A 14451-nucleotide genomic window follows, 5' to 3' on the forward strand; every position below is an offset into this window, starting at 1 on the left:
GTAGAACCTGCGGGCGCGGCGCACGGCCGCCCGCGTCAATGGCCCCTGGCCGGCGGGCAGTTGCGGGGCCGGCGGGCCGCTACAGGTTGTCCAGGTATGACGAGCGCGAGAACTGCACGGGCTCGATGCCGTCGGAGGTCCAAATTTCGCTGGCGATCAGCGCCTGGGCGTTCATGGGGCGAGCGAAGTAAAAGCCCTGCAGCTCGTCGCAGCCCAGCGTCTGAAGCACTTCGCGCTGCTGCTGGTCGGTCACGCCTTCGGCCACCACGCGCAGCTCCAGCGCATGGGCCAGGCGCACGATGGCATCGACCACGGCCCGCGCGTCGCTCTTGATGGCCACGTCCCGCACGAAGCTGCGGTCGATCTTGACCTCGTCGGCGCCCAGCTGGCGCAGCAGGGCCAGGCTGGAGTAGCCGGTGCCGAAGTCGTCGATGGAAATCTGCACGCCCATGCCCGTCAACTCGGCAATCACGGCCATGGTGGTCTTGTCGTCCTCCATGGCCACGGACTCGGTGATCTCGAAGACCAGCTGCTCGGGCCGAATGCGGTGCCGCTCGATCGCTTCGCCGATGTACTGCGCCAGCCGCGTCTGAAAGAGCTGATAGCCCGAGATATTGATGGAGACGCGCATGAAGCGCCGCTGGCGCGTCCACTGGGCAGTCTGGCGGCAGGCCTCGTCGATGACCCAGTCGCCGATCTCGCTGATCAGGCCGAAGCGCTCGGCCAGCGGAATGAACACGCGGGGGCTGATGAGGCCGAATCGGGGATGGTTCCATCGAACCAGCGCCTCCACGCTGCGGATGCGGCCCGTGCGGGCATCGATCTTGGGCTGGTAGAACAGCACCAGCTGCTGGCTTGCGACGGCGCGGCGCAGGGCTTGCTGCAGGTCGAACTGCACGGCCACATCCTTGCGCATGCTTTCCTTGAAGATGGCGCAGGAATTCCCGCCGGCACGCTTGGCCGTGTACATGGCGAGGTCGGCCGCCGCCATGAGCTTTTCCTTCTGGCCATGATCGGGATAGATGGCCACGCCGACGGAGCTGCCGATGGAGATGGACTTTCCCGGCAGATCGAAGGGCTGACCCAAAACCTTCTGCACCCGGCCGGCCATGGCCACGGCATCGTCCTCCGATGCCAGGCAGCCCAGCAGCAGCACGAACTCATCGCCCCCCACGCGCGCCAGCGTGTCCGACTTGCGCGTCATACGGTTCAGGCGCACGGCCACCTGGCACAGCAGCGCGTCACCTGCGGCATGGCCCTCCACGTCGTTGATGGGCTTGAATCCGTCCAGATCGATGTACAGCAGGCCCACGCGCACCGGCCCGCCGGGCCCTGGCTGCTCCACCGAGCTGTCGGCGCGCGCAATCGCCCGGCCAAGCCGGTACTCGAGCAGCGCCCGGTTGGCCGTGCCGGTCAGCGGGTCCCTGAAGGCGATGCGCTTGAGCTTCACATTGGCGCGCAGCAGCTTTTCATTGGTCTGCTGCAGCGATTGCGTCAGGCGCTGAGCCTTCTCGCGCAGGCGCACATGGACCACCAGCGAAACCAGCAGGAATATCAGAACGGGAATGGCGCCCCACAGGCCGAAAGCGCTCCACCCCGCGGCCCAGCTTCCCTGGCCATCGGATGGCGCCGACGCGGCCAGGACCTCGCCCCCCGCCAGTGCCCGGCACTGCGCCAGGCCCAGCAGCAGCGCAGCCAGGGACGGGCCACGCCGGCGCACAGCAGTCCGCCGCAACACCGCCTGGGTCATGAACCGCCAGCGCACGGGGGACATCCGATCTTCTCGTGATATTGCAAGCTCATGCTGATTCAGCCTCGCTGCCGCATTGCGCAGCCCGATCTTGTGGATGGCTATGCCATGGGTGTCGTGTGTGCCGGAAAGCCGGGCTTTTTCCTGCAGGGTGCCCGGCAAATATTCGACACATTCGCGCGTCCAAATTTGTATCGACGATTTCAAAACGTTAGAAAAATTCTATCAAACCCTGCGCCTTGCTTCTACTTGTCCTTTTGCGCCACGGCAGGCCCGGCATGGGAATTGCATCAATGCAGGCAGACAGGACCCGTCCCCCATGAAAACCGCTCTCAACTTTCTTGTGGCCGCGCGCCAGTGCGAAATCGGCGAGCTGGAGCAACTGCAGCGCACCAGCGCACTGGTGGATCTGCTCAGCCGCCTCATCCATGCGCTGCAAAAGGAGCGCGGCCTGTCCAACGTCTTTCTGGCCAGCGCGGGCGCGCATGGCGGCGAGGCACGGCTGGCGCAGATGGCCGAGTGCGACCGGATTGCCGCGGCGGCGCTTGACGGCTTCGACCGGCTGGACATGCAGCCCGGCCAAACAGACTCCACGGGGCACCCCGGCCATGGCGCGCGGCTGTTCAGCCGCATCGCCCATGTGCTGCAGTGCCTGGACGCCCTGCCTGCGCTGCGCGAGCGCGTCGCCAGCCACGACCTGTCGCCGGAGGCGGCCACCGCCATCTACATCGAGCTGGTGGCAGGCCTGCTGGCCGTGGTGTTCGAGGCGGCCGACAGCGCACCCGAGCCCGGCATCTCGCGCCTGCTGGTGGCCTTGTTCAACTTCATGCAGGGCAAGGAATTCGCGGGCCAGGAGCGTGCCACGGGCGTGGCCGCCTTTGGTGCGGGCGTCAGCGATGCGCCGCGCCAGCAGCACTGGCTGCACCTGATCGCCTCGCAGGAGCGCTGCTTTCAGGTCTTTGCGGAGTTCGCGCCGCCCCATTCCCTGGCCCTGTGGCAAGAAAGCAGCGCGGCCGATGCCACGCTGGCCGTGATCGAACGCCTGCGCCGCGTGGGCTGCACGGCCGCGCCGGGCACTCCCCTGGCGCCGGAGATGGCCGAGCCCTGGTTCGACAGCTGCTCGCGGCGCATGGATGCGCTGCACACCGTCGAGGCCCGCCTGACGGCCGAGCTGCAGCAGCAGTGCCAGCGCTGCATTGTCGATGCGCGCGCCGCCCTGCAGACGCTGCTGCAGGCGCCGCAGGCAATGGAGATCACGCCCGTCTCCGCCACGCTGGCGCTGGGCGGGCTGCAGCCCCCGGCCGCGCGTCTGGGCCCGCAGCTGGACCGATCCGTGATGGACCTGGTGCAGGACCAGTCCCAGCGGCTGCAGGCCATGCAGGCCGAGCTGGAGACCGTGCGCGCCACGCTGACGGAACGCAAGCTGCTGGAGCGCGCCAAGGGCCTGTTGATGACACGGCGCCAGCTCAGCGAAGGCGAGGCCCACAAGCTGCTGCGCCAGACCGCCATGAACCAGAACCGCCGCCTGGCCGAAGTGGCGCAGGCCGTGCTTTCCATGGCCGATCTGCTGCCGCCCGCCCCATGAACCCGGGCCGCTGCGCGCCATGTTGCAGCGCAGCACCGACTTGGTGCAGTGCTGCGGCAAGTCGCGCACCAGAAGGTGGCCCGGCGCGGACGGCAAGGCCGGTGGAGTGCATGGTCCCCCTTGAACGCCGCCTGGCACGGTTTCTGCATTGACTCTGGCAAATCCCGGCCAAAGGCGGCCGGGAACCCGGTCTTGATTCAGGGCCCCAGGACAACGGCGTCACTCTCCCCGCGCAGCGCGGCCGGAGAGGACGCCGTTTTGCTTGGGACATGCCGGTTTGCAAGTGTTCCATTCCCGACGATCGAAGGAGTTCCGCCATGGCGTCCACGCCCCAGCCCACCACAGGCCCTCTCACCTCCGGCCCGGCACTGCCCCGGCGCGATTTTCTGCGCCAGGCCGGCACGCTGGCAGGCGGCGCGGCGCTCTACACCCAGCTGGGCCACCACGGCGCCTGGGCGGCAGGCTCGGATGCGCCCGAGAAAAAGGAAGTGCGCATCGGCTTCATTCCGCTGACCGATTGCGCCAGCGTGGTCATGGCCTCGGTGCTGGGGATCGACCAGAAGTACGGCGTCAGGATCATTCCCTCCAAGGAAGCGAGCTGGGCCAGCGTGCGCGACAAGCTGGCCAATGGCGAACTGGACTTTGCCCATGTGCTGTACGGCCTGGTCTACGGCATGCACCTGGGCGTGGGCGGCGCCAGGAAGGACATGGCCGTGCTGATGACGCTCAACCACAACGGCCAGGCCATCACGCTGTCCAAGAAGCTGGCCGACAAGGGCGCCGTCAACGGCGCAGGCCTGGCCAAGCTGATGGCCAGCGAAAAGCGCGAATACACCTTTGCCCAGACCTTTCCCACGGGCACGCATGCCATGTGGCTGTACTACTGGCTGGCGGCCAACGGCATCCACCCGCTCAAGGATGCCAAGGTCATCACCGTGCCGCCGCCGCAGATGGTGGCCAACATGCGCGTGGGCAACATGGACGGCTTTTGCGTGGGCGAGCCCTGGAACCACCGCGCCATCATGGACGGCATCGGCGTCACGGCCACCACCTCCCAGGCCATCTGGCAGGACCATCCCGAGAAGGTGCTGGGCACCACGGCCGAATTTGCCCGCCAGAACCCCAACACGGCACGCGCCGTGACGGCCGCCATCATCGAGGCCGGCCGCTGGATCGACGAGAGCCTGGCCAACAAGACCCGCATGGCCGACACCATTGCCGGCAAGGCCTATGTGAACACCGGCGTGGACGCCATCAACCAGCGCATCCTGGGCCGCTACCAGGACGGCATGGGCAAGACCTGGGACGACCCCCACCACATGAAGTTCTATGGCGACGGCAGCGTGGGCTATCCCTATCTGTCCGACGGCATGTGGTTCCTCACCCAGCACAAGCGCTGGGGCCTGCTCAAGGACCACCCCGACTACCTGGGCGTGGCCCGCTCCATCAACCGCCTGGACATCTACCAGCAGGCCGCCACCGCCGCCAAGGCCCCGCTGCCCAAGGGCGAGATGCGCAGCAGCAAGCTGATGGACGGCACGGTCTGGGACGGCAAGGACCCGCGCAAGTACGCGGACAGCTTCGCCATCAAGGCCTGAGAGATCCCCTTTGAAGACCCATCCCACCGAGGAACACACCATGGTCAGCGCCGTCTTCCACTTCCCGGCAGAGTCCTCCACCGCCGCCGCCCCGCCTGCGCCGGTTTCCCCCACCGCTGCATCCCCGGTCCCGGCCATGCAGGCTGCATCGGCAACGCCCAGGACTCCCACCCCTGCGCGCGACTGGGCGGCGCTGTCGCGCGCCTTCTGGCTGGCCGTGCTGCCGCCGCTGTGCGGCCTAGGCCTGCTCGTGGGCGTGTGGTCCCTGGTGGCCGCGGGCTCCGGCCAGAGCATTCCGGGGCCCCTGGCGACCTGGCAGCAGGCGGTGGAGATTTTCAGCGACCCGTTCTACCGCAACGGCCCCAATGACCAGGGCGTGGGCTGGAACGTGCTCGCTTCGCTGCAGCGCGTGGCCGTGGGCTTCGGCCTGGCGGCCCTGGTCGGCATTCCGGCCGGCTTCGTGATCGGGCGCTTCAACTTCCTGTCGCGCATGTTCAACCCGCTGATCAGCCTGCTGCGCCCGGTGTCGCCGCTGGCCTGGCTGCCCATAGGCCTGCTGGTCTTCAAGGGCGCCAACCCGGCGGCCATCTGGACCATCTTCATCTGCTCGATCTGGCCCATGCTCATCAACACCGCCGTGGGCGTGCAGCGCGTGCCCCAGGACTACATGAACGTGGCGCGCGTGCTCAACCTCAGCGAATGGAAGATCGCCACCACCATCCTGTTCCCCGCCGTGCTGCCCTACATGCTGACCGGCGTGCGCCTGGCCGTGGGCACGGCCTGGCTGGTCATCGTCGCGGCCGAGATGCTCACCGGCGGTGTGGGCATCGGCTTCTGGGTCTGGGACGAGTGGAACAACCTCAACGTCAAGAACATCATCATCGCGATCTTCGTGATCGGCATCGTGGGCCTGCTGCTGGAGATGGCCCTGGTCAAGCTGGCAACGGCATTTACGTTCGAAGAGGTGAAGGCATGAATGCATCGTCCAAGTTCATCGAGATCCAGGGCGTGGAGCAGAGCTTCAAGACCGCCAAGGGCCTGTTTCCCGCGCTGCGCGGCATTGACCTGACGATTGCCAGGGGCGAGTTCGTCTCGCTGATCGGCCACTCGGGCTGCGGCAAGTCCACCCTGCTGAACCTGATCGCGGGCTTGACCACGCCCACCACGGGCGTGCTGCTGTGCGCCAACAAGGAGATCAAGGGCCCGGGACCCGAGCGCGCCGTGGTCTTCCAGAACCACTCGCTGCTGCCCTGGCTGACCTGCGAGGGCAACATCCACCTGGCCGTGGAGCGCGTCTATGGCCGCACGGAAAGCCGCGCCCAGCTCAAGGCCCGCACCCTGGCCGCGCTGGAACTGGTGGGCCTGACCCATGCCGCGCACAAGCGGCCCGGCGAGATATCGGGCGGCATGAAGCAGCGCGTGGGCATTGCGCGCGCGCTGTCGATGGAGCCGCAGGTGCTGCTGATGGACGAGCCCTTCGGCGCGCTCGATGCGCTCACGCGCGCCAAGCTGCAGGACGAGCTGCTGGAGATCGTGGCGCGCACGCAAAGCACCGTGGTCATGGTCACGCACGATGTGGACGAGGCCGTGCTGCTGTCCGACAAGATCGTGATGATGACCAACGGCCCGGCCGCCACCATCGGCGAGGTGCTGCAGGTCGGCCTGGCCCGCCCGCGCAACCGCGTGGCGCTGGCCGAGGACGACCTCTACCGCCAGTGCCGCAAGGCCGTGATCGATTTCCTCTACACACGCCAGGGGCATGTGGAAAAGGCGGCCTGAACCTTCGCAGGTCCTGCCGCCTTCGAGACCCTGCCCATGGCGGGCAGGCCGAGCCCCGGTTCAGTGCCGGCCCGAGATGTAGTGCTCCAGCTGCTCGATGATGAACTTCTGCTCGGAGATGATGTCCTTGACCAGGTCTCCGATGGAGATCAGGCCCAGCAGCTTGCCGCCTTCGTCCACCACGGGCAGGTGGCGCAGCCGGTTCTCGGTCATCACCGCCATGCACTCCTGCGTGGTCTGGGTGGGGCCGACGAACAGCACGTCGCGCGTCATCACGTCGCGCACCAGGGTGGCGCCGGAGGTGCGCCCCAGCAGCGCGATCTTGCGCGCGTAGTCGCGCTCGGTGACGATGCCGGCGATCTCGCTGCCCTCCATCACGAGCAGGGCGCCAATGCCCTTGTCGGCCATGAGCCGCAGCGCATCGAGCACGGAATCGGTAGGCGCGATGCTGTACACCGCGCTGGTGGCCTTGGACTTGAGAATGTCTGCAACTGCTGTCATGGGTGCCTTTCAGTCGTTCGCCAATTCGGTTCTAGTGTCATCCGAACTGCGCCCAAAAAGCAACAGGGCCAGCGCGTGTATGCACACGCACCGGCCCTGCCCGATTCAGTGAATGCGGCCCTTCAGCGACGACCGCCCAACAGACTGCCACCAATCTTCATCAGATCGCTGAGACCTACCTGGCCGTCGCCATCCTGATCGAGCAGGCTGCCCAGCAAACCACCACCCAGACCGCCCTGCTGCTGCGCCTGCGCATGCTCGCGGCCCAGCACCTGGCCCAGGCCGCCGGCATCCATGCCGCCTGCGCTCACGCGCTGTGCAAGAAAGGACATGACGATGGGGGCCAGCAGCTGCAGCAGCTGGGCCGCGCCGCCGCTGCCCAGGCCCGTGGCCTGGCCCAGTCCGTCCTGCGCGCGCTGCTGGTTGCCGCCCAGGATATGGCCCAGGATGGCTGCGCCGTCGAGCCCGCCGCCCGCATTGCCGCCTGCGCCTGCGCCGCCGCCCAGCAGCGAGCCCAGCAGGCCTCCCAGATCCAGCCCGCCGGCGCCACCGCTGGCCGCGCCGTGGTCGCGCTGCAGCGCGCCGAAGAGATTGGCCGCGCCCTGCGGATCGGCCGCATTGCGGCCCAGCGACCCCAGCAGCACGGGAAGGGCCGCGCCCACGGCACTTTCGGTCTGAGCGGGGCTGGCGCCGATCTGGTCTGCCATCTGCTGCATGGGCGCGCCCTGCAGTTGGGCCATCAGTTCGGCGGCCAGGGAAGAGCTGGAGTTCATGGTCGTTCCTTCATCCGGTCGCCCGGTCAACACAAAGTCACATGGTAGCGCCGGCCGGTGCAGCGGGCATGGCGGCGCAGCGCCCCAAGTGTCAACGATGTTTTCCAGCGCCCGGATCGCGCTCAGCCCGTGGTCAGCGCCGGCTGCGGCTGGGTGCGCGGCGGCCGCAGCGGCGGCAGCGGCGCCTGCGCCTTCATGGACCGGCGCAGCGCCACTGCGTCGGCCACGGCCGCCGGTGCCCGGGCCGTGGCGTCCAGCCGGAAGACCTGCACGGTCTCCGACACGGTCTGCGCCTGGGCCTGCAAGGCCATGGCCGATGCCGCGTTCTGCTCCACCAGCGCCGCGTTCTGCTGCGTGATGTTGTCCAGATGCGCCACGGCCGCGTTGACCTGCGAGATGCCGCTGAGCTGCTCGTTGGAGGCGCTGTGGATTTCGCCGATCAGCAGGTTCACGCGCCGCACCAGGTCCAGCGATTCGGTCATGGTTTTCTGCGCGACCTCGGTGCGCTGATTGCCATCCAGCACCTTGGCGGCGGAGTCGTCTATGAGTTCGCGGATCTCCTTGGCCGCTGCCTGCGTGCGCTGCGAGAGACTGCGCACTTCGGCCGCCACCACCGCAAAGCCCCGGCCCTGGTCGCCCGCGCGCGCGGCCTCCACGGCGGCGTTCAGCGCCAGGATGTTGGTCTGGAAGGCGATGGAGTCGATGAGCTGCGTGATCTCGCCGATGCGCCCCGACGCGGCCTGGATCTGCTTCATGGTGGCCGCCACGCCGTCGACGGCGCCGCTGCTGCGCTCGGCCACCTCGCTGGCCTGGGTGGCCAGGTCCGTGGCCTGGCGCGCCGACTCGGCCGTGTGCTTGACCGTGCCCGTGATCTCCTCCATCGACGCCGCCGTCTGCTGCAGGTTGCCGGCCTGGGTTTCCGTGCGCGCGGACAGGTCCTGGTTGCCCTGCGCGATTTCCCGCGTGGAGATCTGCATCTTGTCGCTTTCCTCGCGCGCATCGCGCACGATGGACAGCAGGTTCACATTGAGCTGGCTCAGCGCCTTCTGCAGATCGCCCACCACGTCCTTGCGCGTGATGCGTATGGTCTGCGTCAGGTCGCCGGCCGCCAGGCGGTTGGCCTGCAGCACCATCTGCGCCAGCGGCGCCACGGTCAGCCGGTACGCCCAGGCCCCGGCCAGCCCCGTGAAGATGCAGACCGCCAGCCAGGCCAGCGCGGACCATGCATCCAGCGTGTGCCCTCCCGCCATCGCCGCGCCAAAGGCTGCCGCCACCACCAGGAAGAAGATCAGCACCAGCTTGCCTGCCAGGCCCAGGCTCAGCGCGCTGGCAAGGCGTCCGCGCAGGTTGTTGCGCACCAGATGGCCGGCGCGCAGCACGTGGACCTTGCGCCCTGCGTCCTTTTCGGCGCGCATGGTGGCGTAGAGGCGCTCGGCCGCATCCGTCTGCTCGCGCGTGGCCTCGGTGCGCACCGACATGTAGCCCGAGGGCCGGTCGCCTTCCATCAGCGGCGTGACATTGGCCATGACCCAGTAGAAGTCGCCGTTCTTGCGCCGGTTCTTCACGGGCGCCGACCAGGGCAGGCCGGCCGAGATGGTGGCCCACATGTCGCGGAAGGCTTCCTCGGGCATGTCGGGGTGGCGGATCATGTTGTGGGGCTGGCCCAGCAGTTCTTCGCGCTCGTAGCCGCTGACCTCGATGAACATCGGGTTGCAGTAGAGGATGCGCCCCTTCAGGTCCGTGGTGGACACCAGGGTCTGGCCCTTGGGAAATGCGTATTCACGCGTGCTGACTGGCAGATTCACTCTCATAGGCGTGGTCCCTTGAAGAAGAAAAATCCTTCACGTCATTGCGGCCCTGGCTTACTGCAGGACCCGGTGGCTTGTTGTACCCCGATTCGTCGCATTTGAAACAAATCGCCACAAAACCTCCATTCGATTCAGACATCTGATTGCGCGCTCTCGATAGCGGGCGCACCGCCTTGAGGCATGCGACGCACCACCATGGCTCGGCCGCCGGGCGGCAGCCCCGAGGACAGCGCCCGCGCAGGGCTGCGCGCCCTGGCATGCCGCTTGCTTCATCCCGTGCGTGGCCATTGCAGGCCATGGGGGCAAGGCGCAACGAGGTGCCGCTGCCCCAGGGACAAAGGCGTCAACCCGCGCGCAGGCAGCAGCCGCGCAGTGGGGATGACGCCTTTTTGCTTTTCGAACCGATGCGGGGGCGCAATGAAGAAATCCAGGCTGGTGATGGTGGGCAACGGCATGGCCGGCGTGCGCACGCTGGAAGAGCTGCTCAGGATCGCGCCCGACCTCTACGAGATCACCGTGTTCGGCGCCGAGCCGCACCCCAACTACAACCGCATCATGCTGTCGCCGGTGCTGGCGGGCGAGCAGCAGCTGGACGAAATCATCCTCAACGACTGGTCCTGGTATGCCCGGCACGGCATCACCTTGCATGCAGGCTGCCGCGTGCATGCGGTGGACCGGGCGCGCCGCGTGGTGCACGCCGTGGACGCGGCCGGACAGCCCGTGAGCGCCGGGTACGACCGCCTGATCCTGGCCACGGGATCGCGCCCCTTCATGCTGCCCGTGCCCGGGCGCGAGCTGGAAGGCGTGCTCGGCTACCGCGACATTGCCGACACCCAGGCCATGATCGCGGCGGCCGCCAGCCACCGCCAGGCAGTGGTCATCGGCGGCGGCCTGCTGGGCCTGGAGGCCGCCAACGGCCTCATGAAGCGCGGCATGGAGGTTACCGTGGTGCATGCGGGCGAGCGCCTGCTGGACCGCCAGCTGGACGAGACCGCCGCCGCCTTGCTGCAGGCCTCGCTGGCCGAGCGCGGCATGCGCTTTCTGATGCAGGCCCAGACCCGCGCGCTGACGGGCGACGGCCAGGGCCGCGTGGCCTGCGTGCACCTGCAGGACGGGCGCGATGCGCCGGCCTCGCTCGTGGTCATGGCCGTGGGCATCCGGCCCGAGACCGCGCTGGCCGAGCAGATGCACCTGCACGTGCAGCGCGGCATCGTGGTCAGCGACACGCTGCAGACCGTGACCGACCCGCGCATCTATGCCGTGGGCGAATGCGCGGCGCACCGGGGCGTGGCCTACGGGCTGGTGGCGCCGCTGTTCGAGCAGGGCAAGGTGCTGGCCAACCACCTGGCCGAAATCGGCATCGGCCGCTACCCGGGCTCGCAGACCTCGGCCAAGCTCAAGGTCACGGGCATTCATCTGTTCAGCGCAGGCGACTTTCGCGGCGACGACGGCACGGAGGAAATCGTGCTCAGCGACCCCGGCGCGGGCGTGTACCGCAAGCTGGTGCTGCGCGGCGACAGACTGGTCGGCGCCTGCCTGTATGGCGACACCGAGGACGGTGGCTGGTACTTCCGCCTGTTGCGCGATGGCGTGGCAGTGCAGGAACTGCGCGACCGCCTCATGTTCGGCGAAAGTCAAGCCAGCCAGGCCGACCCGGCCAGCGGCCCGTGACGGCGCCCGCCCCCGTGCCCTGCCCTTCCCTCATCCACCCCAGGCCCACCATGCAAGAAACCCGATCCACCTGCCCCTACTGCGGCACAGGCTGCGGCGTCCTCATCGAAAGCGATGGTGCGCGCATCACGGGCGTGCGTGGCGATCCGGCGCACCCCGCCAACCACGGCCGCCTGTGCACCAAGGGCAGCACGCTGCATCTGACGGCCTCGCCCGCCCTGGCGCGGCAGACCCGGCTGCTGCAGCCCGCCCTGCGCACCACGCGCGGGGCGGCGCCCCGGGACATCAGCTGGGATGCCGCGCTGGACCTGGCAGCCGGCAGGCTGGCCTCCATCGTGCAGGAGCACGGCCCCGATGCCGTGGGCCTGTATGTGAGCGGCCAGTTGCTGACCGAGGACTACTACGTCTTCAACAAGCTGGCCAAGGGCCTGATCGGCACCAACAACATCGACACCAACTCGCGCCTGTGCATGAGCAGCGCCGTGGCGGGCTACAAGGCCACGCTGGGCGCTGACGCGCCGCCGGCCTGCTACGAGGACGTGGACCATGCGGACTGCCTGTTCATCGTGGGCAGCAACGCGGCATGGGCCCATCCCGTGCTCACGCGGCGCATAGAGCAGGCGCGTGCCGCGCGGCCGCAGATGAAGATCATCGTGGCCGACCCACGCCGCACCGACACGGCCGGCATGGCCGACCTCTTCCTGCCGCTGCGCCCCGGCAGCGACACCCTGCTGTTCCACGGCATGCTGCACATCATGGAGCTGGAAGGCTGGCTGGACCGGGCCTACATCGCGCGCCACACCAGCGGCTTTGCCGACCTGCAGGCCCTGGTGCGGGAGGCCACGCCCGAGCGCGTGAGCGAGGTCTGCGGCCTGCCCCGCCACGACCTTTTCCAGGCCGCGCAGTGGTTCGCGCTGGGAGGAGATGCGCGGGACGGCGCCGCCCGTGGCGCAACGCTCAGCCTGTACTGCCAGGGCCTGAACCAGAGCAGCAACGGCACGGCCAAGAACGCCGCGCTGATCGGCCTGCACCTGGCCACGGGCCAGATCGGGCGCGCAGGCGCGGGACCGTTCTCGCTCACGGGCCAGCCCAATGCCATGGGTGGGCGCGAGGTGGGCGGGCTGGCCAATCTGCTGTCGGCCCACCGCGACCTGGCCAACCCGGCCCACCGCGCCGAAGTGGCCGCACTGTGGGGCGTGGACGCCGTGCCATCACGGCCCGGCAAGACCGCCGTGGAGATGTTCGAGGCCGCCGCCGAGGGCGAGATCCGCGCACTGTGGATAGCCTGCACCAACCCCGCGCAAAGCATGCCCGACCAGGCCCTGGTGCGGCGCGCACTGCAGCGGGCCGAATTCGTCATCGTGCAGGAGGCCTTTGCCACCACCGCCACCTGCGCCTACGCCGACCTGCTGCTGCCCGCCACCACCTGGGGCGAGAAGATCGGCACGGTGACCAACAGCGAAAGGCGCATCTCGCGCGTGCGCCCCGCCGTGGCCGCGCCGGGCGCCGCGCGCCATGACTGGCGCATCGCCGTGGACTGCGCGCGGCGCATGGAAACGCGGCTGCGCCCGGGCCGGCCCAGCCTCTTCCCCTACGACACCGAGGACGGCGCCGCAGGCGCCGAAGCCATCTGGAACGAGCACCGCGAAAGCACGCGCGGGCGTGACCTGGACATCACCGGCCTGTCCTGGGATCTGCTGGACGCGCAAGGCCCCCAGCAATGGCCGCTGCCCGAAGGCGCAGCCCTGGGCCGCGCACGGCTCTACGAAGACGGCCGCTTTCCCACGCCCGATGGACGCGCCCGCTTTGCCCTGCTGCCCTGGCAGCCGCTGGCCGAGTCGCCCGATGCGAGCTACCCCTTCAGCCTGACCACGGGCCGGCTGCGCGACCAGTGGCACGGCATGAGCCGCACGGGCCAGCTGGGACGACTGTTCGGCCAGGCTGCCGAGCCCAGTGTGCAGATGCATCCGCAGGACATGGCCGAGCGCGGCCTGCGCGCGGGCGACCTGGTGCAGGTGAGCAGCCGCCGCGGTGCCCTGCTGGTGCCGGTGCAGCCCGATGCCACGCTCGCGCCCTCCCAGCTCTTCATGGCCATGCACTGGGGCGGCGAGTACCTGGGCGGCACGGCCACGGGGGGCCTCAACGCACTGACCACGCCGGCCTTTTGCCCCGCATCCAAGCAGCCTGAACTCAAGCACACGGCCGTCAAGCTGCAAAAGGCCGCTCTGCCCTGGACCCTGCTGGCCATGGCCTGGCTGCCCGAGGACCGCGTGCTGGCCGTGCGCGAGCAGCTGTCCGCCCTCATGCCGCACTTCGGCTTTGCCAGCTGCGTGCCTTTCGGCAATGCCGTGCCGCTGCAGGACGCTGCCCGCGCCCGCCACGGCGTGCTGCTGCGCGCCGCCGCGCATGAGGCGCCCGACGACGCCCTCATCGCGCAGATCGAGTCCCTGCTGGGCCTGGATGCCGCCGACACCCTGCGCTACAGCGACCGCCGCCGCCAGCACAGCCGTGCGCTGCGGCTGGACCGCACCAGCCTGTCCACCACGGTCGAAGCCTTGCTGCTGGCCGGAGACACGCGCGCCGGCAGCTGGCTGGGCACCCTGCTGAAGGACCAGTTGCCGGCCCAGGACTATGGGCGCCTGCTGCTCATGTCCTCGGCCTCGGCACCGCTGCCCCTGGCGCAGCGCACGCGCCAGGTCTGCGCGTGCTTCGACGTGGACGAGGCCGCCATCGAAGGCGTGCTTGCGCGCTGCGAGGGCAGCGACGATGCCCGCCTGGCCGCTTTGCAAGGCCAGTTGCGCTGCGGCACCAACTGCGGCTCCTGCCTGCCTGAACTCAAGCGCCTGGTGCGCCACATCCCCCGTTGCGCCCAGCCCGCAGGCGGCATGAAAGAGGCCATGGAACGACAGGTTTGCATATATAGCGAAAAGTAATGAAACCTGCGGGAAAATATGCGCCCACAGGATTCCACCCACGATCACCACGC

10 protein-coding genes are annotated in these 14451 nt (G+C 68.7%); 6 read left to right on the forward strand and 4 right to left on the reverse strand.

What is annotated here, in order from left to right:
* Positions 1–79: 79 nt before the first annotated feature.
* The gene (locus G4D77_RS07050) at positions 80–1774 is read right to left on the reverse strand and encodes a putative bifunctional diguanylate cyclase/phosphodiesterase (RefSeq protein WP_154834940.1); all 1695 of its coding nucleotides are present in this window, start codon (positions 1772–1774) and stop codon (positions 80–82) included.
* Between the two features lie 295 nt (positions 1775–2069).
* Between G4D77_RS07050 and G4D77_RS07055 the strand changes: the two genes are divergently transcribed.
* The 4 genes from G4D77_RS07055 (at position 2070) to G4D77_RS07070 (ending at position 6712) form a co-directional block, all read left to right on the forward strand.
* A complete protein-coding gene (locus tag G4D77_RS07055; protein ID WP_017407366.1) occupies positions 2070–3335 on the forward strand; it encodes a nitrate regulatory protein in 1266 nt (421 codons plus the stop codon).
* A gap of 317 nt (positions 3336–3652) precedes the next feature.
* Positions 3653–4933 carry a CmpA/NrtA family ABC transporter substrate-binding protein gene (locus G4D77_RS07060; protein WP_016449715.1) on the forward strand — a complete coding sequence of 427 codons (1281 nt, stop codon included), beginning with the start codon at positions 3653–3655 and terminating at the stop codon, positions 4931–4933.
* 40 nt (positions 4934–4973) lie between these two features.
* Positions 4974–5909 carry a nitrate ABC transporter permease gene (gene ntrB / locus G4D77_RS07065; protein WP_154836399.1) on the forward strand — a complete coding sequence of 312 codons (936 nt, stop codon included), beginning with the start codon at positions 4974–4976 and terminating at the stop codon, positions 5907–5909.
* Positions 5906–6712, forward strand: coding sequence for an ABC transporter ATP-binding protein (locus tag G4D77_RS07070; RefSeq protein ID WP_154834941.1), 807 nt, complete (start codon positions 5906–5908; stop codon positions 6710–6712). Before ntrB ends, G4D77_RS07070 begins: the two co-directional genes overlap by 4 nt.
* 60 nt (positions 6713–6772) lie before the next feature.
* Here G4D77_RS07070 and G4D77_RS07075 read toward each other — a convergent pair whose 3' ends face one another.
* The 3 genes from G4D77_RS07075 to G4D77_RS07085 form a co-directional block, all read right to left on the reverse strand.
* Positions 6773–7213, reverse strand: coding sequence for a CBS domain-containing protein (locus G4D77_RS07075; protein ID WP_016449718.1), 441 nt, complete (start codon positions 7211–7213; stop codon positions 6773–6775).
* 122 nt (positions 7214–7335) lie between these two features.
* Positions 7336–7986, reverse strand: a complete 651-nt coding sequence (locus G4D77_RS07080) for a DUF937 domain-containing protein (RefSeq protein ID WP_016449719.1) — start codon at positions 7984–7986, stop codon at positions 7336–7338.
* A gap of 122 nt (positions 7987–8108) precedes the next feature.
* Positions 8109–9797, reverse strand: coding sequence for a methyl-accepting chemotaxis protein (locus tag G4D77_RS07085; RefSeq protein ID WP_016449720.1), 1689 nt, complete (start codon positions 9795–9797; stop codon positions 8109–8111).
* A 414-nt stretch (positions 9798–10211) separates the two neighbouring features.
* Between G4D77_RS07085 and G4D77_RS07090 the strand changes: the two genes are divergently transcribed.
* Positions 10212–11465: an NAD(P)/FAD-dependent oxidoreductase gene (locus G4D77_RS07090; RefSeq protein WP_082138105.1), complete on the forward strand. Its 1254-nt coding sequence runs from the start codon at positions 10212–10214 to the stop codon at positions 11463–11465.
* Between the two features lie 50 nt (positions 11466–11515).
* Positions 11516–14398 (forward strand): nitrate reductase, encoded by a 2883-nt coding sequence (locus G4D77_RS07095; RefSeq protein WP_250134262.1) that lies wholly within the window; start codon positions 11516–11518, stop codon positions 14396–14398.
* The last annotated feature ends 53 nt before the right edge of the window (positions 14399–14451 follow it).

The sequence above is a fragment of the Delftia sp. WY8 genome (assembly GCF_018437695.1).
In the GTDB taxonomy this organism is placed as follows: Bacteria; Pseudomonadota; Gammaproteobacteria; order Burkholderiales; family Burkholderiaceae_C; genus Comamonas; species Comamonas tsuruhatensis.